Source organism: Burkholderia sp. LAS2 (genome assembly GCF_018417615.1).
In the GTDB taxonomy this organism is placed as follows: Bacteria; Pseudomonadota; Gammaproteobacteria; order Burkholderiales; family Burkholderiaceae; genus Burkholderia; species Burkholderia sola.
Map to the genome: position 1 here is coordinate 594,657 of NZ_CP071053.1, position 18,778 is coordinate 613,434.

Here is an 18,778-nt window from a genome sequence, read left to right on the forward strand (position 1 = left end):
GTCAAAAGGAATCGACATGACCGGGCCCAACGTCGTCCCCGCTCGTCGCGCATTCCAACGCGAACGCGCGGTCGACTTGCCGTGCGGCAAGCGGTTCGCAGATCACCGCGTCAACCTCCGGCCTCGCATCGAAAACGCGTGCGCATCGCGACGACGATGCCGCGTCGTTCATCGCCCAGGCAGCACATCGCTCACACGTGCGCGGTCGTCCTTTCCGCGCCATCCGCCGGAAAAGACGACTGTTGCAACATGCGGAACAACTGTTGTCGTACGTGACGCAGCGGTCACATTGTGGGCATAATGGCGTCTTTACCGCGCGCCCTGCCCATGTCGCCCGTCTTTCTAGCACCGCTCATCGTTGCCTGTGCGTTGTTCATGGAAAGCGTCGACGCGAACATCATCGTCACCGCCCTGCCCGCGATGGCGAGGGACTTTGGGCACAACCCCGTCACGTTGAACATTGCGATCACGGCCTACGTGGTCGGTCTCGGCGTGTTCATTCCGATCTGCGGCTGGCTCGCCGACCGCTTCAGCGCGCGCGCCGTGTTCCGCACCGCGATCGGCATCTTCGTCGTCGGCTCGCTGATGTGCGCGGCATCCAACTCGCTCGGCGTGCTCACGTTCGCGCGCTTCATCCAGGGCGTCGGCGGCGCGATGATGGTCCCGGTCGGCCGCATCATCATCTTCCGCGCGGTGCCGCGCGCCGATCTCGTGCGCGCGATGAACTACCTCGCGATTCCCGCGCTGTTCGGGCCCACGGTCGGGCCGCTCGTCGGCGGCTTCATCACGACCTACCTGCACTGGCGGATGATCTTCTTCATCAACGTGCCGATCGGCATCTACGGGATCTACCTCGCCAGCAAGCACATCGCGAACACGCACGAGCCCGATCCGGGCCCGCTCGACTGGTTCGGCTTCCTGCTGTCGGCCAGCGGCGCCGCGTTGCTGCTGATGGGCCTCACGCTGATCGACGGTTCGCTCACGTCGCGCTCGAACGCCATCATCATGTGCGCGGCCGGCGCCGCGATGCTCGCGCTGTACGTGCCGTACGCGCGCCGCAAGGAACGCCCAGTGCTCGACCTCAGTTTTCTGAAGATCCCGACGTACCACGCGAGCGTCGTCGGCGGGTCGCTGTTCCGCATCGGGCTCGGCGCAGTGCCGTTCCTGCTGCCGCTCGCGCTGCAGGAAGGGCTCGGCATGAGCGCGTTCCACTCGGGGCTCATCACGTGCGCGTCCGCGCTCGGCGGCGCGGTCAGCCGTTCGACCGCCACGCATACGCTGCGCCGCTTCGGTTTTCGCACGGTGCTGATCTACAACGCGGCATTCGCGGGCCTCGCGATCGCCGCGTACGGCGTGTTCCATCCCGGCATGGCGACCTGGACGATCTGGCTGATCGTGCTGGTCGGCGGCATCTTCCCCGCGCTGCAGTTCACGAGCCTGAATTCGATGATCTACGCGGACATCTCGCCGCGCGACGCAGGTCGCGCGACGAGCCTCGGCAGCGTCGTCCAGCAGATGTCGCTCGGCCTCGGCGTGACGGTGGCCGGCCTCGTGCTGCACGTGTCGCACTGGCTCCAGGGCCATCAGACGATGATGTGGTCGGATTTCTGGCCCGCGTTCCTCGTGGTCGGGCTGTGCTCGTTCGCGTCGATTCCGATCACGCAGCGGCTGCCGCCCGGCGCCGGCGACGAAGTCGCGCGCGGCAAGCGGGCATAAGCGCCCGACGGCCGACGCGGCGGAAACGTTTTCGCCGCAATCGGTCGCCCGCGTATTGCATCGCTTTATTTTCCAATTCCGCGATTTATTCAATCTCGCGAAACGCAAAAAGCATTCGCCGTATCCGCATGTCGAAATAACATCGGCTCGAAAATCGACTGCGCATCACCGCTTTCGATATCGGCCGGCACCCCGCCACGCCTGCTCGGTCGCTTGCGCTGGCGCGCCGAGAAATGGTGCATGCGAATGACTTGAAAATCCGAAATTCATTGATCAATAATAATCGCTCGCATCGGTGCGAACAGAATTCCCACGCCGGCATGCGGCAGTCGCCATAACGATCCCATCTGCTGTTTCACGTTTCGATCGCTTCCTCGCCTCGAAGGAGTCGCCATGACTCAAGAGCTGATTCTGCGCGCGCCGGCAACGTTCGCCATCGACTCGCCTGCCGCATCAGAGACGGCCCGGCCGCCGTTGCCGACGCATCTTGCCGTCATTCTCGATGGCAACCGGCGTTGGGCGGACCGTCTCGGCCTGCCGGCCGTCGACGGCTATCGGGCCGGCGGGCGCAACGTGCATGCGCTGCTGTCGTGGTGCGAGGAAGCCGGGATCCCGTTCGTGACGCTGTGGCCGCTGTCCACCGAAAATCTCAATCGCGACGCCGCTCAATTGTGCGGTCTGCTCGCGGTGATCGCCGACGTCTTCGACGAGCTCGCCGCCGGCGGCCGCTGGCGCCTGCACGTGATCGGCGACCTGACGAAGTTGCCGCCCGCGACAGCCGAGCGCATCGTTGCCGCGCAACAACGCACGGCCCACGCGTGCGGGCTCGATGTGAACATCGCGGTCGCGTACAGCGGCCGCCTCGACCTGCTGCACGCAGTCCGCTCGCTGATCGCGGAGCACGTCGCGGCCGGCACCGTCGATCAGTTGCTCGCGCAGCTCAGCCCGGAGCTGATCGCGAGCCGGCTCTATACGGCCGGCCAGCCGGAGCCGGACCTCGTGATCCGCACGTCCGGCGAGCAACGCCTGTCGAATTTCATGCTGTGGCAAACCGCTTTCTCGGAGTTCTATTTCACGCCGACGTGCTGGCCCGATTTCGGACGCGACGATTTCGAACAGGCGATCGATGCATACGGCAAGCGCGCGCGCCGGTTCGGCATGTAGGCCGCCCCCCCCTTCACGACACCTGTTGTCACCCGCCATCCGCGAGGTACGCCATGTTCACCGCCGAAACCGTTGCCGCCGAAGCCGCCGCGCCCACGCTCGTGCTGCCGCACCTGTTCCACCCGTTCGAAACGCCGGTGCATCCCGACGCCGACCGCGCCGAAGCCGACCTGCTCGCGTGGATGAACGGCCATGGCCTGCTCGACGATCCGCGCTGGGCCAACGGCATCCGTCACGGCAAGGTCGGCGAATACTGCTCGCGCGTCTATGCGCACGCCACCTTCGACGGCCTGTGCACGACGACCCGCGCGTACGGCTGGATCTTCGCGATCGACGACGGCCTGTGCAGCCTGCACGGCGTCGCGCGCACGCCCGGCGAGCTCGGCGCGCTCTACCTGTGGCTGTACGAAATGATTGCCGATCCGACCGGCCACGATCCGGCACCGCTGCGCGCCGCGCTGGCGGCGCGCCTGCCGCACCTGGCCGCGTTCCTGCCCGCCCTGCAACGGGCGACTCAAGATGTGTGCGCGCGTATCGCCGCGACGTCCACGCGCGTGCAGTACGCACGCTGGGTCGCGGGGATGATGACGTTCCTGTTCTCGACGCTGTGGGAAGCCGGCCGGTTCGCGACCGACGTCGCGCCCGACACGGCCGAGTACCTTTCCGGTCGCACCTATAACGGCTGCGGCGAAGGCGCGTTCGCGCTGATCGATATCGCCGCCGGCTACGAAGCGCCCGCCGCGTTCTACGCCGACGAAGGAGTCGAGCGCCTGCGCAAGCTGTCCGGCCTGATCCTCTGCCTGTGCAACGACATCTTTTCGTATCCGAAAGAAGCTGGCGAATCGAGCAGCAATCTCGTCTGCGTCCTGATGCACGAACGCGGGCTCGCGCCGCAAGCCGCGCTCGACACGGCGGCAGACATCCACAACGGCTATCTCGCGCGTTATCTCGATCTGGAAAAACAGGTACGTGCGCGCACCGACGACCGCGCGTCGCTGCGCCTGCTCGACGAGGCCCGGACGTACATTCGCGGCAATTACGACTGGCACTTCGGTTCGCCGCGTTACGGCGCGGCGAAACACTACGACCTGTCCCGCGCGCTGCGGCCCGGACAGACGAGCGCCGCGGCATGACCCGTCGCGCGGCAATGGGTGAAAACCGGAAAAACAAAAAAATCAGCGGACATCCACACGGGGCCGGTGCACAGCCGCATGGATGTCCGCTCAGGGCTCCGGGTCTCCCGATGGGGGTCGGGAATCCCGGATTCGCTTCCTGCGTGCCATGGACATATGTGCGTCGGAAGCGGAATCGTTGCGCGCATTGATCGTCGCGCCATGAACTGCACTATAGGGAAACTTGCGAAACGCATCTGTCAACCATTGTCAGACGTGTTGCAGCCGCACGTCGCACGCGCGCGCCGCTTTCGCGCTAAAGTGGTTCCCGATCGCCACCCTCGACCGTCTCGCCGATGCTCACGCTTCCGCCCGCCGCCGCCCGCGCGCTCCATCTCGCCGCACAGGGCCTGCTCACCCCGCCGCGCCGCAAGGCGACCAAGTCCGACGTGCTCGACACGATCCGCCGGATGGCGCAGTTGCAGATCGACACCATCCACGTCGTCGCACGCAGCCCGTATCTCGTGCTGTTCAGCCGTCTCGGCGATTTCCCGCCGCGCTGGCTCGACGAACATCTCGCCGAGGCGCGCCTGTTCGAATACTGGTCGCACGAAGCGTGTTTCCTGCCGATCGAGCAGTTCGGGCTGATGCGCTACAAGATGCTCGATCCGTCGGGGATGGGCTGGAAATATGCGGCCGAATGGCACGAGCAGAATCGTCCGGAGATCGAACGGCTGCTCGCGCGGATTCGCGACGAAGGCCCGGTGCGCTCGGCCGATTTCGCGCGCGAGGACGGCGTGAAAGGCAACGGCTGGTGGGATCGCAAGCCCGAGAAGCGTCACCTGGAAGTGCTGTTCACGACGGGCGACCTGATGGTGTCGGAGCGCCGCAATTTCCAGCGCGTGTACGACGTGCGCGAACGCGTGCTGCCCGACTGGGACGATACGCGCGACCTGCCGCCGCGCGATGCGGTGCTGCCTGCGCTGCTCGACTACACGTGCCGCGCGCTCGGCGTCGTGCGCGCGGACTGGGTGGCCGACTACTATCGGCTGCCGCGCCGTTCGTACCGCGCGGAACTGGAGCGGCTCGCCGAGGCCGGTGACCTGATTCCGGTGCAGATCGACGACTGGAAGGAACCGGCCTACGTGCATCGCTCGCTCGATGCGCTGCTGCCGGCGGCCGCTGCCGACACGCTGCGCTCGACGGTCACGACGCTGCTGTCGCCGTTCGACCCGGTCGTGTGGGACCGGCGGCGCGCGTCGACGCTGTTCGGTTTCGATTACACGATCGAGTGCTATACGCCCGAGCACAAGCGGCGCTACGGCTATTTCTGCCTGCCCGTGCTGCATCGCGGCCGGCTGGTGGGCCGCGTCGATGCGAAAGCGCATCGCACGCTCGGCACGTTCGAGCTGAAAGCCGTGCATGTCGAGCCGGGCGTGCGGTTCGGCGCCGGGCTCGCAGCCGACGTCGCGAAGGCCGTGAAGAAACTCGCGGCGTGGCACGGCACGCCGGAGGTCACGGTCGCCCACGCGCCGCCGGCCCTCGTGCAGGCATTCGCGCGGACCTGAACGCCGCGCGCCGCCGGCGCGCTAGAGCATGTGCATGCCGGCGTCGACATAGTGCGTGCCGCCCGTGATCGCCCGTGCGCCGTCGCTGGCGAGAAACGCGCAGAACGCGCCGACGTCGTCGATGTCCAGCGCGTGATGCAGCGGCGCCCGGCGCGCGGTGTCGTCGAGCAGCCGGCCGAAGTCCGGCAGGCCCGACGCCGCGCGCGTCGGCAGCACGCCCGGCGAAATCGCGTTGACGCGAATGCCCGCGCCGCCGAGTTCGGCCGCCAGGTACCGCACGCTCGCTTCGAGCGCGGCCTTGACCGGCCCCATCACCCCGTAGTTCGCGACGACCTGCTCCGCGCCGAGATAGCTCATCGCCATCAGGCTCCCGCCGCGCGTCATCAGAGGCTCGGCGAGCCGCGCCATCCGGATGAACGAATGGCACGAGGTATCCATCGCCAACGCGAAGCCTTCCGGCGAACTGTCGACCACGCGGCCGTGCAGATCGGCCTTCGGTGCATACGCAACCGAATGCAGCACGAAGTCGATTTCGCCCCATTGGGCCGCGATTGCATCGAACACCGCCGCCATCTGGTCGGGCCGCCCGACGTCGAGCGGCATCCGGATCGGCGCGTCGAGTTGCGCGAACAGCGGCTCGACGTGCGGCAAGGTCTTGTCCGACTGCCAGGTCACCGCGAGCGTCGCGCCGGCCCGGCAAAACGCACGCGCGCATCCCCACGCGATGCTCTGTTCGTTCGCAATGCCGACGACGAGCCCCCGCTTGTGTCGCAACGTCATGCCGCCTCCCTTGCCGATCCGCGCCGGCCTAGCGCTGCGCGGCGATCCATCGCGCGATGTCGGGCCACACCGTCGTCAGCGTGCGCGTCCCCATGAACAGACCGATATGGCCGCCCGGCACGAGCCGGCTCTCGATCCGCGACGCGGGCGTCCCGAGAAGATCGTGCGCACCGAACACCTGCTCCGGCGTCGTGATGTCGTCGGCCTCGCCACCCAGCAGATAGGCCGGGCACGCGACGTCCTTCAGGTCGAGCGTGCGCCCGAGCGCGACGAACGTGCCCTTCGCGAGCCGGTTCTCCTTGAAGATCTGCACGATCGCCTGCAGGTACCAGCGCCCCGGCAGGTCGATCGGGCTTTCGTACCAGTTCGCGAACACCTCGCGCTTGCGCAGGTATTCGGGATCGTCGAGATGCTCGTACAGGTCGACGTGCTCGGCGAGATAGTGCTGGTCCGGATGCATGTTCTTCCAGCCGCGCAGCATGAAGCGCCCGCGCATCAGCCCGCCGCCCATCGCGACGAGTTCCTCGTAGAACGACGTCGGATACGTGTGCACCATCCGCTTGATCGGGCCGTCGCCCGCGTCGGTGTCGATCGGCGAGCCGGCCAGCACGAGGCTCGCGACCTTGTGCGGGAAACGCGCCGCATACATCGCGGACATCCAGCCGCCCTGACACAGGCCGACGAGATTCACGCGGCCACCGAGTTCGTCGACGCACACGTTCAGCTCGGCCAGATACTGGTCGATCTCGAGGTCCTTCATGTCCTCGGTGGCCGAGCGCCAGTCGGTCAGGTACAGACGCGTCACGCCGTGCTCGCGCAGCGTCTGCATCAGGCTCTGCCCCGGCTGGTAGTCGGCGATCATCGCGCTGTGCCCCGCGTACGGCGCATCGACGATCGTCGGCAGCCCGTGCGCCGGCGCGACCGAATAATCGCGGAACGTCATCGTCCGCAGTTCCAGCAACGGCCGGTTCGCCGATGCGAGCACCGGATGCGCTTCGAAATGGAGCTTCTCCTCTTCCGCGAGGAAGCGGAGATTGCGCGCCGTGATCTCGGAGCCGGCGGCAAACATCGCCGTGGCGGCGGCCATCGGCCAGAAAATCGGCAGCGCGGGGGCGCTGACGGCAGGGGAAGGCGTGTCGCGTGCTGTCATCGGAGGTCTCACCGGGTCGGATACGGCGTGGAAGGGATCGCGTCGTCCAGCACGCGGCGCGTGTGGCGCGCGATCATCAGGTTCTCGTCGGTCGGAATCACGCGCACCGTCACGCGCGACGCGTCGCTCGAAATCACCGGCAAGCCGGCCGCGTTCGCCGCGTCGTCGAGCACGATGCCGAGCCACGCGGCGCGATTGCAGATCCGTTCACGCACGTGCGGCGCGTGCTCGCCGATGCCCGCCGTGAACACGAGCGTGTCGAGACCGCCGAGCACGCCGGCCAGCGCGGCGAGCTCGCGGGCCGCGCGATAGGCGAACAGCTCGACCGCATGCGCGGCCGACGGTGCGTCGCTCGCGAGCAGCGTGCGCATGTCGCTCGACACGCCGGATACGCCGAGCAAGCCGGATTCGGCATAGATCAGATGCTCGACCTCGTCGAGCGACCGGCCCGCGTGACGCTGCAGATACAGGATCACGCCCGGGTCCAGCGCGCCCGTGCGCGTGCCCATCGGCAGCCCGTCGACGGCCGTGAACCCCATCGTCGTCGCGACGCTGCGGCCGTTCTCGAGCGCACACAGGCTCGCGCCGTTGCCGAGGTGCGCGACCACCGTCCGGTGCTGCACCCACGACGGATCGAGGGCCGCGAGCGCCGTCGCGATGTACTCGTACGACAGCCCGTGAAACCCGTAGCGCACGATGCCCTGCTCGGTCAGCGCGCGCGGCAACGCGAACTCCCGTTCGAGCGCCGGCACCGTCGAATGGAACGCGGTATCGAAACACGCGACCTGCGGCAGGTTCGGCGCAACCGCGGCCACCGCGCGAATCGCGTCGACATGATGCGGCTGGTGCAGCGGCGCGAGCGGCGAAAGCGACGCGATCGCATCGAGCACGTGCGCGTCGATCCGCACCGGCGCGGTGAAATACGGGCCGCCATGCACGACCCGGTGCCCGACGCCGTCGAACCCGGCCTCCCGCCCGACGTGCGCGACGAACCACGCGTGCAGCGCCTCGATCGCGCCTTGATGCCCCGGTCGCGCGACCGGGCTGTCGGCGAGCGTCGCGCCGTGCGCATCGGCCACGAACAGATGCGGTGCGCCATGCAGGTTCTCAACCTGCCCGTGCAGGCCCGCATCGAGCGAACGATCGTCGCGCGTGTCGTAGACCGAGAACTTGAGGCTCGACGAGCCGGCGTTGAGCACCAGGACGGGATGTCGCATCGCGGCCTCGTCAGTGTGCGTCGGCCGCAATCGCCGGCGCGTCCATGGGCGCCGCCGTGGCGCGCGCCGCCGCCGCGACGAGCGCTGCGACCGCGCAGCTCGCCAGGCGCGTGCGTTCGCTGTCGGCGCGACTCGTCAGGATCACCGGCACGCGCGCACCGAGCACGATGCCGGCCGCATCGGCATTCGCGAGGAACGTCAGCTCCTTCGCGAGCATGTTGCCGGCCTCGAGATCGGGCACGAGCAGGATGTCCGCATCGCCCGCGACCGCGGAACCGAGATGCTTGAGCCGCGCGGCCTCCGGGCTGATCGCGTTGTCGAACGCGAGCGGCCCGTCGAGCAGCGCGCCGGTGATCTGGCCGCGCTCGGCCATCTTGCACAGCGCGGCCGCGTCGAGCGTCGACGGCAGCTTCGAGCTGACCGTCTCGACCGCCGACAGGATCGCCACCTTCGGCCGGGCGATGCCGAGCGCATGCGCGAGATCGATCGCGTTCTGCGCGATGTCGGCCTTCTGTTCGAGCGTCGGACGGATATTGACGGCGGCGTCGGTGATGAACAGCGGCTTGGGGTAAGTCGGCACGTCCATGATGAACACGTGGCTCAGGCGCCGCCCGGTGCGCAGCCCCGTGTCGGCGCGCACCACCTCCGCCAGCAACTCGTCGGTGTGCAGGCTGCCCTTCATCAGCGCCTGCGCGTCGCCCGCGCGCACCAGCTCGACGGCGCGCGCCGCCGACGCATGACTGTGCGGCGCGTCCACGAGACGATAGCCGGACAGGTCGATACCGAGCGTCGCGGCGAGCATCGTGATCCGCGCCACCGGGCCGACCAGGATGGGCACGATGATCCCGGCCCGGGCGGCGGCGGCCGCCGCGTGCAGCGATACCTCGTCGCAGGGATGCGCGACCGCGACCGTCACAGGCCGCAACGCGTGGCAACGCGCAATCAGCGCGTCGTATTTCTGATGCGTGTGCAATTCGGTCATCGACTGCCCCTTCGCAAGGATCACGTGAACGGATTCTGGTGCGGGACCGGGCGAAGTCGTTTGATTTCCGTCAATCGTTTCAGGTGAAGTCCCGATAGCATGAATCCGCACGATGACATCCGGACGGCCGCAACGCCCCCCTGACATGCACATACGCGAAATCCGCTCGAAGATCGCCAGTACCTCGTCCACGCGCAAGATCACGAAGGCGATGGAAATGATGGCGCGCACCAAGATGGCGAGCGCGCAGCGACGCGCGCGCGAGTTCCGCCCGTATGCGGCGCGCATCGGCGCGATGGCGGAACGCGTGCTGCGAGACCGTCCCGACCACGTATCGGCGCTGATGGCGCGACGCGATACCGTGCGCCGCGTCGGCCTGATCGTCGTCAGCACCGATCGCGGGCTGTGCGGCCCGCTCAATGCGCGGCTGCTCGTCGAATGCGTGGATGCGCTCGAACGCTGGGACCGTGCCGGTGTCGCATGCGAGTTGAGCGTGATCGGTGCGCGCGGCCTCGCGCCGCTGCTGCGCCACGGCGCGACCATCGCCGCGCGTGCGAGCGGCCTGGCCGCCGAGCCGCACTTCGAGCAGTTGCTCGGTGCGCTGCTCGTGCCGCTGACCGCGTTCGTCAACGGCGAGCTCGACGAAGTACACGTCGCATACAACCGGCTGACGAGCCCGCTCGCGTACGAGCCGCGCATCGATGCGATGCTGCCGATCGTGGGGCTCGACACCGGCGCGCCGACCGACGGCGCGCCCGTGTCCGCACCCGCGTCCGACTATCTGTACGAGCCCGCGCCCAAACCGGTCGTCGACACGTTGCTGCTGCGCTACGTCGAGGCGACGCTCTATCAGGCCGTCGTCGAGAACTACGCGTGCGAGCAATGCGCGCGGATGTTCAGCATGCAGACCGCGACAGACAACGCCGACCGCGTGTTGCGCGAACTGCGGCACCTGTACCAGAAGACGCGACAGGCGCAGATCACCACCGAGCTGTGCGAAATCGTCGCCGGCGCGGCGGCGGTCTGAAGGAGCATGCATGAAGACGTCGATGAGGCTCGACATCGTAAGCGTGGAAGCGGTGCTGTATGCCGGCGACGCGCATTTCGTCGTCGTTCCGGGGGAAAGCGGAGAACTGGGGATCTACCCGCACCACGCGCCGCTGCTCACGCGGATCCGGCCGGGCGTCGTGATGCTCGTCGATGCGCCGACCGGCGAGCATCGCCGCCTGCTCGTCGCGGGCGGCGTGCTGGAGGTCAGCCGCGACGGCGTGACGCTGATCGCCGATCACGCGTTGCGCACGCCCGAACTCGACGATCTGCGCGCACGCGAAGCGCGGCATGCGGCCGACGACTGGCGCCAGCGCTACGCGCACGAAAACCGGCGTGCGTTCGATTTCGCGTCGGCCCGCACGGAATTGATGGATGAAATTCGACGCTTCTTTGCGATGGCGCTGCGGCAACAGGCGCCGCACGACAAGCCGGGCAGCGCGGGCTAGACGCCGGCGCCGGCCCCGGTGCCGCCCGCTCAATCGCGCAGCTTGCGAAACCGCGGCGTGCCGTCTTCGAGGTTGCCGTTGAACATCGCTTCCGGCCGCACCCACAGCCCGCGCGCATGCGGCCACAGATGCTCGTAGACGACCACCGATTCCTCGGTTTCGGAATGGCGCGCAACGCCGATGTAGCGGTACAGGCCGCCCTTGTAGTGGCGGTGCGTCGCGAGCTGTTCGGCTTCCTGTTCGGTCATGGTGTGCTTCTCTTCGGCAAAAACGGAAAGCGCGTATTGTATGCGCTGCGGCGCGCGTCAGCGTTTCGTGTAGATGTCGGGCCGGCGGATCTCCATCAGCCGCTCGGGATTCGCGGGCGGACCGAAACCGACCGGCCGGTACAGCGCGTGCGCGTCGGTCGTCGCGAGCATGATGCGGCGCAGCCGCTGCACCATCTGCTGCGCGAAGATATGGTCGATCAGTGCGCGGCCGTAGCCGTTGCCGCGTTCGGCCGGCAGCACGAACACGTCGCACAGATACGCGAACGTCGCGTGATCGGTGACGAGCCGCGCAAACCCGACGAGCCGGTCGCCGACATACGCGCCGAAGCACAGCGAGCCCTCGATCGCCCGCTCGACTACGTCGCGCGGAATGCCCTGCGACCAATACGCGTCGCGATGCAGGAAATCGAAGATCGCGTCGATGTCGAGTTCGCGCTTGTCGGTGGAAATTCTCAGCGTGGCGGGGGTGGCTGCGGGCACGTCTGTTCTCCGGTTCGAGGGGCGGAAGGCGCAGCATCGACGATACCGCGCCGTGGGGGGGCGGGACAAGGGGCACTGGAGTCCGCCGTGGACGAACAGCCGCACTGCCACCCTCGATTCGGCGACAATGGCACCCGCCGATAAACCCGAGACGCCGCTTCATGACCTTCCGCCTCATCGCCTTCGACTTCGACGGCACGCTCGCCGATTCGCTCGACAGTTTTCTCGCCGCGCTGACGGAAGCCTCGCGCCTGCACGGCTTTCGCGACGCCACGCCCGAACTGCGCCCGGCGCTGCGCGGGATGTCGGCGCGCGACATCGTTCGCGCGCTCGGCGTGCCGATGTGGAAAGTGCCGCGCGTGACGATCGACATGCGCCGCCTGATGCGGCCGCGCGTCGCGCACGTGCAACTGTTCCCCGGCGTCGCCGAAACGTTCGACGCGCTCGCCGCGCGCGGCATCCGCATCGCGATCGCCACGTCGAATACCGAGGAGATCGTGCGTGACCGGCTTGGCCCGCGCGCCGGCGCACGCGTCGACCATTTCGCGTGCGGCATTCCGCTGTTCGGCAAGGCGCGCCGTCTGCGCGCGCTCGTTCGCGAGGCCGGAGTGCGCGCAGACGAAGTGCTGTACGTCGGCGACGAAATCCGCGATGCCGACGCGGCTCGGCGTGCACATATTGCATTTCAGGGCGTCGCGTGGGGCTACACCGCGCCCGACGCGTTGCAGGCGCATTGCGCGACGCCGTTGCTGCCGCGCCTCGATGCGCTGCTCGATCGCGTGTGACGCTTTCACGCACGCCACGCACGCACCCCGTCCCTCGCACGACGCGCCGCGACGACAACTGCCGCGACGACATCGCACCGCTGAAATGCCGATGACACGCGCACGCATCTCATCCATTGCATGCGCCACGCGCACGCAAAAATTGCCGCCGCCACATGCGTATCAGGTACGCCCTACCGGGCTGCGCGCGTGCTCATCGTTTCGTCTTACCAACCGTTACACAAGCCACAGCACGGTTGCACCTGCTACCCGGCCGCTCTCCTAGAATCAGTCGGGCCGGAAAACACTTCGAACGCCGCCGCGGCAGAGCGGCAGTCGAACCCGGCCCGGGCGCGCCCGGTCTCTCGCACAGCGACGGATCGCACGATCCGTTTTTCAACCAGAGTCCCGATCGAGGAGGTCCCATGAACCGCTTTCCCCACCTTTCGCGCCTTGCCTTGTCTGCCGCTGGCCTGCTTCTCGTCGCCGTGACGGCGACCGCGCAAACCGCGCAACCGGCACCCGGCGCATCGGCTGCGCCGGCCGCGACCGCGACGCGCATCCACGAAGCCGACCAGACCTTCATCAACGACGGCACGAAGACCGTGTCGACCCAGCACGACGCCGCGCGCATCGCCGATGCGCGCACGTCGGACAGCCAGGTCAAGGCGTTCGCGCAACGCGTGTCGACCGACGATGCGAAGATCATCCAGGCGATGCGCGCGGCCAGCCCGCGCGGCGTCGACGTGCCGGCCAACGACCCCGACACGACCGTGCTGAACGGCATCAAGAGCCTGCGCGGCGCCGAGTTCGACAAGGCGTATATCGAACAGGTCGCGCTCGCCGGCCAGCAGAAGGCGATCTCGGCGTTCCAGGCCGAAATCGCATCGGGCCGCGACACCAAGCTGAAGGAAGTCGCCCGCCAGGCGCTACCGATCCTGCAGGCGCACTACGCGGATGCACAGAAGCTCGCGCAGCGTCATCACCTCGCATCGGCGCAGTAATTCATCCGATGCAGCGCCGCGCATCGCGCGCGGCGCACCGTTTCCCCCGCCCTGGGGGGGGGGGCGCCCCCCCCCCCCCCCCCCCCGCCCCGCGCCGGCGGGGACCGGCCTCGTACGAACCCGCACGGGGCGCATGCCACGCGTATCAGCAATGCTCCAGCGCGTACGACAGGTCGGCGATCAGGTCGTCCGGATGTTCGAGCCCGACCGACACGCGAATCAACCCTTCCGACACGCCCGCCGCTGCGCGCGCCTCGGCCGGCACGCCCGAATGCGTCGTCGACGCCGGATGGCAGATCAGCGACTCCGTGCCGCCGAGACTGACCGCGGACTTGAAGAGCGTCAGGTGGTTGATGAACCTGAATGCCTGCTCGCGGCCGCCGTCGAGGATGAACGCGAACGTCGAGCCGGGCCCGCTGCACTGACGCTGGTAGACGGCCTGGTAGGCCGGATCGTCGATGAGCTCGGGGTGCAGCACGCGCACCGGCCGATGCGGATTGTCGGCGAGCCAGCGCGCGACGGCGCTGCCGCTGCGCGCGGCCTGCTGCATGCGCAGCACGAGCGTTTCCATCGAGCGCGTGATCATCCACGACGAATGCGGGTCGAGCTGCGAGCCGAGCGTGCTGCGGAACGCGCGGATCTTCGTGATCAGGGCACGGGTGCCGGTGACGCCGCCGGCGACGAGGTCGCTATGCCCGCCGATGTATTTCGTCAGCGAGTACACGCTCAGGTCGATGCCCTGGCGCGACGGCTTCTGGTACAGCGGCCCGAGCAGCGTGTTGTCGCAGACCGACAGCGGGCGATAGCCGTGGCGTGCCTCGAACGCATCGATCTCGCTGCGCAGCCCTTCGAGGTCGAACAGCGCGTTGGTCGGGTTGGCAGGCGTCTCGATGTAGCACATCCGCACGTGCCCCTTCTGCACGGCGGCTTCGAGCGCGGCGCCGATCGCCCGGGTGGACAGCCCGTCGGCGATCACCCCGGAGCGAATGCCCCACTCGGGCAGGAACTTCGAGATCAGCGTTTCGGTGCCGCCGTATAGCGGCACGGACTGGACGACGCAGTCGCCCGGCCGCAGGAAGGTCAGCAGGATCGCGGCGATCGCGGACATGCCGCTCGACGTCACGACGGCGGCTTCGGAATCGTCGAGCAGCGCGAGGCGATCCTCGACGATCTCGAGGTTCGGGTGATTGAACCGGCTGTAGACGAGGCCCGCGCTTTCACCTTCGGGCAAAGGCTTGCGCCCGGCCACGACGTCGAAGAATTCGGCGCCGTCCTCTGCGGTGCGGAACGCGAACGTCGACGTGAGGAACACGGGCGGCTTCACCGACCCTTCCGACAGGAAAGGATCGTAGCCGTACGACATCATCTGGGTTTCGGGATGGAGTTCCCGGTCTGCAATCTTGCGCTTGTGGTAGTTGCGATAGGCCATGCAGTGCTCCGTGCGGGGTGGTGAGGAACGGCCGTTGCAGCGGTGGCATGACGCGTGCGGCGCCGGGTAGGCACCGTTTGTCGCGACCGCGTGTGGCGATACTACCCCGAAGGCGCTGCTTCGTGACGCACCCCTGACACTATCGTCAGGGTGCGGCCCGCCCGACGATCATGTCGTAGAGCGCACGCGCCGCGGGCGACAGTTGCGCATTCCTGCGCGTGACAAGCACGAGCGTGCGCGACACCGACGGCTCGACGAGCTCGATCGTGCGGATCATCGGATACGCGTTCTTCTGGATCGCAAGCTTCGGCACGACGGCCGCGCCGAGCCCTTCCGCGACGAGCCCGAGCGCCGTCGAACTGCGCTGCACCTCGTAGAACGAATGCAGCGACACGCCGCTCGTCTTCAGCGCGCCCTCGAGCAGCCCGCGATTGCCGCTCACTTCGCCGGCGAAGATCAGCGGATGCGGCTGCAGCGCCGCCCAGCGGATGCGCCGCCGCTTCGCGAGCGGGTGATCGTCGCGGCACACAAGTACGTAAGGATCGTGCGTGAGCGGCACGCTGACGAGTTCCGGGTGCTGGTCGCCGGCGATGCTGATGCCGAATTCCGCCTCGCGCCGCAGCACGGCCTGCAGCACCGACGCCGACGCGTGATCGAGAATCTTCACGCGATCGTGCGGCCGGCGCCCGGAGAACGCGCGCAGGATACGCGGCAGGTACTGCACGCCGACCGTTGGCACGCACGCGATCGTGACGTCGCCGCGCTGGCTCAGGCCCGTCTCGCGGATTTCGGTCAGCGCGTCCGACAGTTCGTTCAGCAGCCGGCGCGCCTGCGGCAGGAAACGTCGGCCGATCTCGGTCAGCGTGGTGCGGCGCGTCGTGCGTTCGACCAGCGCGACGCCGAGATACGCTTCGAGCTTGCGCAGCCGCTGCGTGATCGCCGTTTGCGTGACGTGCAGCGTATCGGCTGCCTGCCGGAAGCTGCCGCCGTCGGCGATCGCGACGAAAGCCTGGACACCGAGCGTATCGATCTTCATCAGAATTTTGAATCAATCACGATATTAAATTCATTTTACTGAAGGTCGCCGGCCGTCGCAGAATGCGCTGCATCGACGGCCCGTTGCATCTCGTGCGCGGATGCGCCGCCGCTCCCCTGTCGACAAGGAGATTCATCGTGACGCCCCCCCTCGATCAATATGCGAACCAGTACGTGCAGTTCGAGGACGAACGCACGCGGCCGGTGCGCGACCTGCTGGCTGCCGTGCCGAACACGCCGATCCACACCGCGATCGATATCGGTTGCGGGCCCGGCAATTCGACGGAAGCGCTGATCGCGCGCGCACCGGACGCGACGATCCATGGGATCGACGCGTCGGCGGACATGATCGCGGCCGCGCGCAAGCGCCTGCCGGCGCTGCGTTTCGACCTTGCCGATGTCGCCGCCTGGGACGATCCGGGCGGCTATGACCTGATCCTGTCGAATGCGGTGCTGCAATGGGTACCTGCGCACGACACGCTGTTCCCGATGCTCGTCGGCCGGCTCGCGCCGGGCGGCCATCTCGCGGTGCAGATGCCCGACAATCTCGACGAACCGGCGCACCGGCTGATGCGCGAAGTCGCCGCGGCCGGGCCGTGGGCCGACAAGCTGAAAGGCGCGGCGCGCACCGAGCGGTTCGATGCGCGCTATTACCATGCGCTACTCGCGCCGCTGTGTTCGCGCGTGGACGTGTGGCGCACGATCTATTACCACCCGCTGCGCGGCGGCGCGGAGGCGGTCGTCGAATGGTTCAAGGGCAGCGCGCTGCGGCCGTTTCTCGCGGCGCTCGACGCGTCGGAACAGCGCGCGTTCGTCGCACGCTATCGCGACGCGCTCGCCGGGCCGAACGGTTATCCGGTACAGGACGACGGCACGGTGCTGCTGCCGTTTCCGCGCCTGTTCATCGTGGCGACGCGCAAGTAACGCGGCAATGCCCCAGCATTGACGCGACGGATCGCGGTGCGTCAGCGCACCGGCTGCACCGATGCCGGGTCGACCGTGCGGCTTCGCGCGATCTGCCCGTCGCGCAGGTCCTTGTACCAGAACAGTGCGACTTCCCCGGCATGCTCGCCACCGGCGTACAGGAAGCGATCGTGGCCGCCGAGCGCGAAGCCCGCGCGCGCATACGTCGAGCACGCGGCGACGTTGTTCGCCTGCGTTTCGAGCCGCATGAAGCCGAACCCGTAGCTGCGCGCCCACGCTTGCGCGGCCGCGAGCAGGAGCTGCCCGATGCCCTGGCGCCGGCAGTGGCGGTCGACGGCCAGTTCCGCGATCTCGGCCATGCCGTTCCAGCTTTCCTCGATCGCGACGAACCCGGCGAGCCGTTCGCCGGCCGTCGCGCGAAAGAGCGCCGTTCGGCCCGACGCTTCGCTCGCCCAGCCGGCCGGATCGAAGCCGTAGTCCTTGCGCCGCGCCGGCAGTGCGCGAAGATCGAGCAAGTCCTGATACGGCGGGTTCAATTCCCATGCGATGTCGAACGAGAAATCACAGCCGTCCAGTTCGTCGGCGGCAAGCGCGATCGCCGGTTCGATGCTGATGTGTTCGGCTTGATCCATAGGTCGGTGTCCTGTCTTCGCCGGGATGGCGTGATGGTATCCGTGATGCAATCGTCGGTGCGATGAATACGCGCCGCATCGCGTCCTTGTCGTTGCTTCGTTCATTGCGCCGGGACGCCGACGCAGCGGCTCGGGTCAGCGCGGGATGGCCGGCGGTGCGCCACCGTTGTGCGATCCGGCGGCGGGGAGCACGGCGGTGGCCGAACTCCACGCGGCGAGTTCGCGCTTCGTGCGTACGCCGAGCTTCGCGAATGCGCGCTTCACGTACGACTCGGCCGACGCGACGCGCACGCCGAGAATGTCGGCGGTTTCCGGCACGGTCTTGCCGGACAGCAGATGCTTGCAGGTTTCGTATTCGCGTTTCGACAGCTTCACGCCGTCGGCCGCGAGCCGCGCATCGAATTGCGCGAGCGGATGGACGTCGGGCGTCGCGTGCGCGATGCGCCGCGCGGCGGTGGTCGACGCATGCAGTTCGAGCAGCGGAAACAGCATGTCGCTGATGCTGCGGAAGCGGTTCATCTCGGCGAGCGTGAAAGGCGGCCGGTCGCGGCCGCGCTCCAGCGCGATCGAATGCTGCGAATAGCGGGTGCCGCGTGCGAGCACGCATTCATGCCCGATATGCACGTCGTCGAACAGCCGCTGGCGGAATTCGCCGGGCGGGATCGCCGCGATGTCGCGCACGACGAGCATCGTGCCGGTCTTGCCGCGCAGCCCCGCGAACAGCGGGTCGCTGTCGAGAAAGCGCTCGTAGTAGAGCGTCATCACGTCGGAGATTTCGGTGGACGCGGCGCCGATGCCGCTGCTGCCGATCCATTCGCAACGGTAGCCGGTGGGCATCGTGCCGTCGACGCGCGAGCGTTCGACGTGCGCGACGTCGAGCGGCACGATGTCGTTCAGCAGTTGCGTGAGGCGCGGCACGAAGTGCGGCGTGCCGACCGTCTCGATCAGGTCGCCCAATGCCTTGAACGACACGTTGAGGCAATCGTCGTCGCGATGGATGGAGTTCACGTTGAGCAGCATGCGGTTCCGAAGGGCCTGTTCCGCCCGTGACGCGCG

19 protein-coding genes are annotated in these 18,778 nt (G+C 67.9%); 9 read left to right on the forward strand and 10 right to left on the reverse strand.

All coding sequences use genetic code 11. The features are described from left to right. The first annotated feature begins 327 nt into the window (after positions 1 to 327). The 4 genes from JYG37_RS23035 to JYG37_RS23050 all read left to right on the forward strand — a co-directional run bounded on the left by JYG37_RS23035 (position 328) and on the right by JYG37_RS23050 (position 5,560). Positions 328 to 1,716: an MFS transporter gene (locus tag JYG37_RS23035; RefSeq protein ID WP_213346489.1), complete on the forward strand. Its 1,389-nt coding sequence runs from the start codon at positions 328 to 330 to the stop codon at positions 1,714 to 1,716. 393 nt (positions 1,717 to 2,109) lie between these two features. Then, the gene (uppS, locus tag JYG37_RS23040) at positions 2,110 to 2,880 is read left to right on the forward strand and encodes a polyprenyl diphosphate synthase (protein WP_213346491.1); all 771 of its coding nucleotides are present in this window, start codon (positions 2,110 to 2,112) and stop codon (positions 2,878 to 2,880) included. Between the two features lie 53 nt (positions 2,881 to 2,933). Further along, positions 2,934 to 4,013 (forward strand): terpene synthase family protein, encoded by a 1,080-nt coding sequence (locus tag JYG37_RS23045; RefSeq protein WP_213346492.1) that lies wholly within the window; start codon positions 2,934 to 2,936, stop codon positions 4,011 to 4,013. Positions 4,014 to 4,348: 335 nt separating this feature from the next. After that, complete coding sequence (locus JYG37_RS23050; RefSeq protein ID WP_213346494.1) at positions 4,349 to 5,560, forward strand: winged helix-turn-helix domain-containing protein; 1,212 nt, start codon at positions 4,349 to 4,351, stop codon at positions 5,558 to 5,560. 21 nt (positions 5,561 to 5,581) lie between these two features. Here JYG37_RS23050 and fabI read toward each other — a convergent pair whose 3' ends face one another. The 4 genes from fabI to JYG37_RS23070 are packed head-to-tail and all read right to left on the reverse strand — an operon-like array spanning position 5,582 to position 9,842. Next, positions 5,582 to 6,340 (reverse strand): enoyl-ACP reductase FabI, encoded by a 759-nt coding sequence (gene fabI / locus JYG37_RS23055; RefSeq protein ID WP_050014998.1) that lies wholly within the window; start codon positions 6,338 to 6,340, stop codon positions 5,582 to 5,584. Positions 6,341 to 6,368: 28 nt separating this feature from the next. Beyond that, the gene (locus JYG37_RS23060) at positions 6,369 to 7,490 is read right to left on the reverse strand and encodes an alpha/beta fold hydrolase (protein WP_050014996.1); all 1,122 of its coding nucleotides are present in this window, start codon (positions 7,488 to 7,490) and stop codon (positions 6,369 to 6,371) included. Positions 7,491 to 7,498: 8 nt separating this feature from the next. After that, positions 7,499 to 8,707, reverse strand: coding sequence for an acetate/propionate family kinase (locus JYG37_RS23065; RefSeq protein WP_050014993.1), 1,209 nt, complete (start codon positions 8,705 to 8,707; stop codon positions 7,499 to 7,501). Between the two features lie 10 nt (positions 8,708 to 8,717). After that, positions 8,718 to 9,842: a phosphate acetyltransferase gene (locus JYG37_RS23070; protein WP_311769354.1), complete on the reverse strand. Its 1,125-nt coding sequence runs from the start codon at positions 9,840 to 9,842 to the stop codon at positions 8,718 to 8,720. On the opposite strand from JYG37_RS23070, the gene atpG reads away from it, so the two are divergent. Continuing rightward, positions 9,835 to 10,716: an ATP synthase F1 subunit gamma gene (gene atpG, locus JYG37_RS23075; RefSeq protein WP_213346495.1), complete on the forward strand. Its 882-nt coding sequence runs from the start codon at positions 9,835 to 9,837 to the stop codon at positions 10,714 to 10,716. The two genes, JYG37_RS23070 and atpG, sit on opposite strands and share 8 nt — an antisense overlap. 10 nt (positions 10,717 to 10,726) lie before the next feature. Continuing rightward, complete coding sequence (gene atpC, locus JYG37_RS23080; RefSeq protein WP_050014989.1) at positions 10,727 to 11,185, forward strand: ATP synthase F1 subunit epsilon; 459 nt, start codon at positions 10,727 to 10,729, stop codon at positions 11,183 to 11,185. A gap of 29 nt (positions 11,186 to 11,214) precedes the next feature. Here atpC and JYG37_RS23085 read toward each other — a convergent pair whose 3' ends face one another. Together JYG37_RS23085 and JYG37_RS23090 are read right to left on the reverse strand one after the other, a co-directional pair. Then, a complete protein-coding gene (locus tag JYG37_RS23085) occupies positions 11,215 to 11,433 on the reverse strand; it encodes a DUF1653 domain-containing protein (protein ID WP_006480837.1) in 219 nt (72 codons plus the stop codon). A gap of 57 nt (positions 11,434 to 11,490) precedes the next feature. Continuing rightward, positions 11,491 to 11,934 (reverse strand): GNAT family N-acetyltransferase, encoded by a 444-nt coding sequence (locus tag JYG37_RS23090; RefSeq protein WP_050014986.1) that lies wholly within the window; start codon positions 11,932 to 11,934, stop codon positions 11,491 to 11,493. A gap of 161 nt (positions 11,935 to 12,095) precedes the next feature. On the opposite strand from JYG37_RS23090, the gene JYG37_RS23095 reads away from it, so the two are divergent. Both JYG37_RS23095 and JYG37_RS23100 read left to right on the forward strand, forming a co-directional pair. Continuing rightward, a complete protein-coding gene (locus JYG37_RS23095) occupies positions 12,096 to 12,719 on the forward strand; it encodes an HAD hydrolase-like protein (RefSeq protein ID WP_050014984.1) in 624 nt (207 codons plus the stop codon). Positions 12,720 to 13,123: 404 nt separating this feature from the next. Then, positions 13,124 to 13,702 carry a DUF4142 domain-containing protein gene (locus JYG37_RS23100; protein ID WP_089489553.1) on the forward strand — a complete coding sequence of 193 codons (579 nt, stop codon included), beginning with the start codon at positions 13,124 to 13,126 and terminating at the stop codon, positions 13,700 to 13,702. Positions 13,703 to 13,847: 145 nt separating this feature from the next. Here JYG37_RS23100 and JYG37_RS23105 read toward each other — a convergent pair whose 3' ends face one another. Next, positions 13,848 to 15,131: a cystathionine gamma-synthase family protein gene (locus JYG37_RS23105; protein WP_176016409.1), complete on the reverse strand. Its 1,284-nt coding sequence runs from the start codon at positions 15,129 to 15,131 to the stop codon at positions 13,848 to 13,850. A gap of 145 nt (positions 15,132 to 15,276) precedes the next feature. Next, positions 15,277 to 16,167, reverse strand: a complete 891-nt coding sequence (locus JYG37_RS23110) for a LysR family transcriptional regulator (protein WP_089488966.1) — start codon at positions 16,165 to 16,167, stop codon at positions 15,277 to 15,279. A 137-nt stretch (positions 16,168 to 16,304) separates the two neighbouring features. On the opposite strand from JYG37_RS23110, the gene tam reads away from it, so the two are divergent. Further along, positions 16,305 to 17,090 (forward strand): trans-aconitate 2-methyltransferase, encoded by a 786-nt coding sequence (tam, locus tag JYG37_RS23115; protein WP_124631811.1) that lies wholly within the window; start codon positions 16,305 to 16,307, stop codon positions 17,088 to 17,090. A 41-nt stretch (positions 17,091 to 17,131) separates the two neighbouring features. Here the strand turns inward: tam and JYG37_RS23120 are convergent, their stop codons facing one another. Both JYG37_RS23120 and JYG37_RS23125 read right to left on the reverse strand, forming a co-directional pair. Continuing rightward, on the reverse strand, positions 17,132 to 17,722 hold the full coding sequence (locus JYG37_RS23120; protein ID WP_089488967.1) for a GNAT family N-acetyltransferase: 591 nt from the start codon (positions 17,720 to 17,722) through the stop codon (positions 17,132 to 17,134). Between the two features lie 135 nt (positions 17,723 to 17,857). Next, positions 17,858 to 18,742 carry a helix-turn-helix transcriptional regulator gene (locus tag JYG37_RS23125; protein ID WP_089489697.1) on the reverse strand — a complete coding sequence of 295 codons (885 nt, stop codon included), beginning with the start codon at positions 18,740 to 18,742 and terminating at the stop codon, positions 17,858 to 17,860. Positions 18,743 to 18,778: the final 36 nt, after the last annotated feature.

Bases quoted from the DNA above. Each gene is read 5' to 3' on its own strand.
- JYG37_RS23035 (WP_213346489.1), top strand. From the start codon at position 328: ATGTCGCCCGTCTTTCTAGCACCGCTCATCGTTGCCTGTGCGTTGTTC.
- uppS (WP_213346491.1), top strand. From the start codon at position 2,110: ATGACTCAAGAGCTGATTCTGCGCGCGCCGGCAACGTTCGCCATCGAC.
- JYG37_RS23045 (WP_213346492.1), top strand. From the start codon at position 2,934: ATGTTCACCGCCGAAACCGTTGCCGCCGAAGCCGCCGCGCCCACGCTC.
- JYG37_RS23050 (WP_213346494.1), top strand. From the start codon at position 4,349: ATGCTCACGCTTCCGCCCGCCGCCGCCCGCGCGCTCCATCTCGCCGCA.
- fabI (WP_050014998.1), bottom strand. From the start codon at position 6,340: ATGACGTTGCGACACAAGCGGGGGCTCGTCGTCGGCATTGCGAACGAA.
- JYG37_RS23060 (WP_050014996.1), bottom strand. From the start codon at position 7,490: ATGACAGCACGCGACACGCCTTCCCCTGCCGTCAGCGCCCCCGCGCTG.
- JYG37_RS23065 (WP_050014993.1), bottom strand. From the start codon at position 8,707: ATGCGACATCCCGTCCTGGTGCTCAACGCCGGCTCGTCGAGCCTCAAG.
- atpG (WP_213346495.1), top strand. From the start codon at position 9,835: ATGCACATACGCGAAATCCGCTCGAAGATCGCCAGTACCTCGTCCACG.
- JYG37_RS23070 (WP_311769354.1), bottom strand. From the start codon at position 9,842: ATGTGCATGTCAGGGGGGCGTTGCGGCCGTCCGGATGTCATCGTGCGG.
- atpC (WP_050014989.1), top strand. From the start codon at position 10,727: ATGAAGACGTCGATGAGGCTCGACATCGTAAGCGTGGAAGCGGTGCTG.
- JYG37_RS23085 (WP_006480837.1), bottom strand. From the start codon at position 11,433: ATGACCGAACAGGAAGCCGAACAGCTCGCGACGCACCGCCACTACAAG.
- JYG37_RS23095 (WP_050014984.1), top strand. From the start codon at position 12,096: ATGACCTTCCGCCTCATCGCCTTCGACTTCGACGGCACGCTCGCCGAT.
- JYG37_RS23100 (WP_089489553.1), top strand. From the start codon at position 13,124: ATGAACCGCTTTCCCCACCTTTCGCGCCTTGCCTTGTCTGCCGCTGGC.
- JYG37_RS23105 (WP_176016409.1), bottom strand. From the start codon at position 15,131: ATGGCCTATCGCAACTACCACAAGCGCAAGATTGCAGACCGGGAACTC.
- JYG37_RS23110 (WP_089488966.1), bottom strand. From the start codon at position 16,167: ATGAAGATCGATACGCTCGGTGTCCAGGCTTTCGTCGCGATCGCCGAC.
- JYG37_RS23120 (WP_089488967.1), bottom strand. From the start codon at position 17,722: ATGGATCAAGCCGAACACATCAGCATCGAACCGGCGATCGCGCTTGCC.
- JYG37_RS23125 (WP_089489697.1), bottom strand. From the start codon at position 18,742: ATGCTGCTCAACGTGAACTCCATCCATCGCGACGACGATTGCCTCAAC.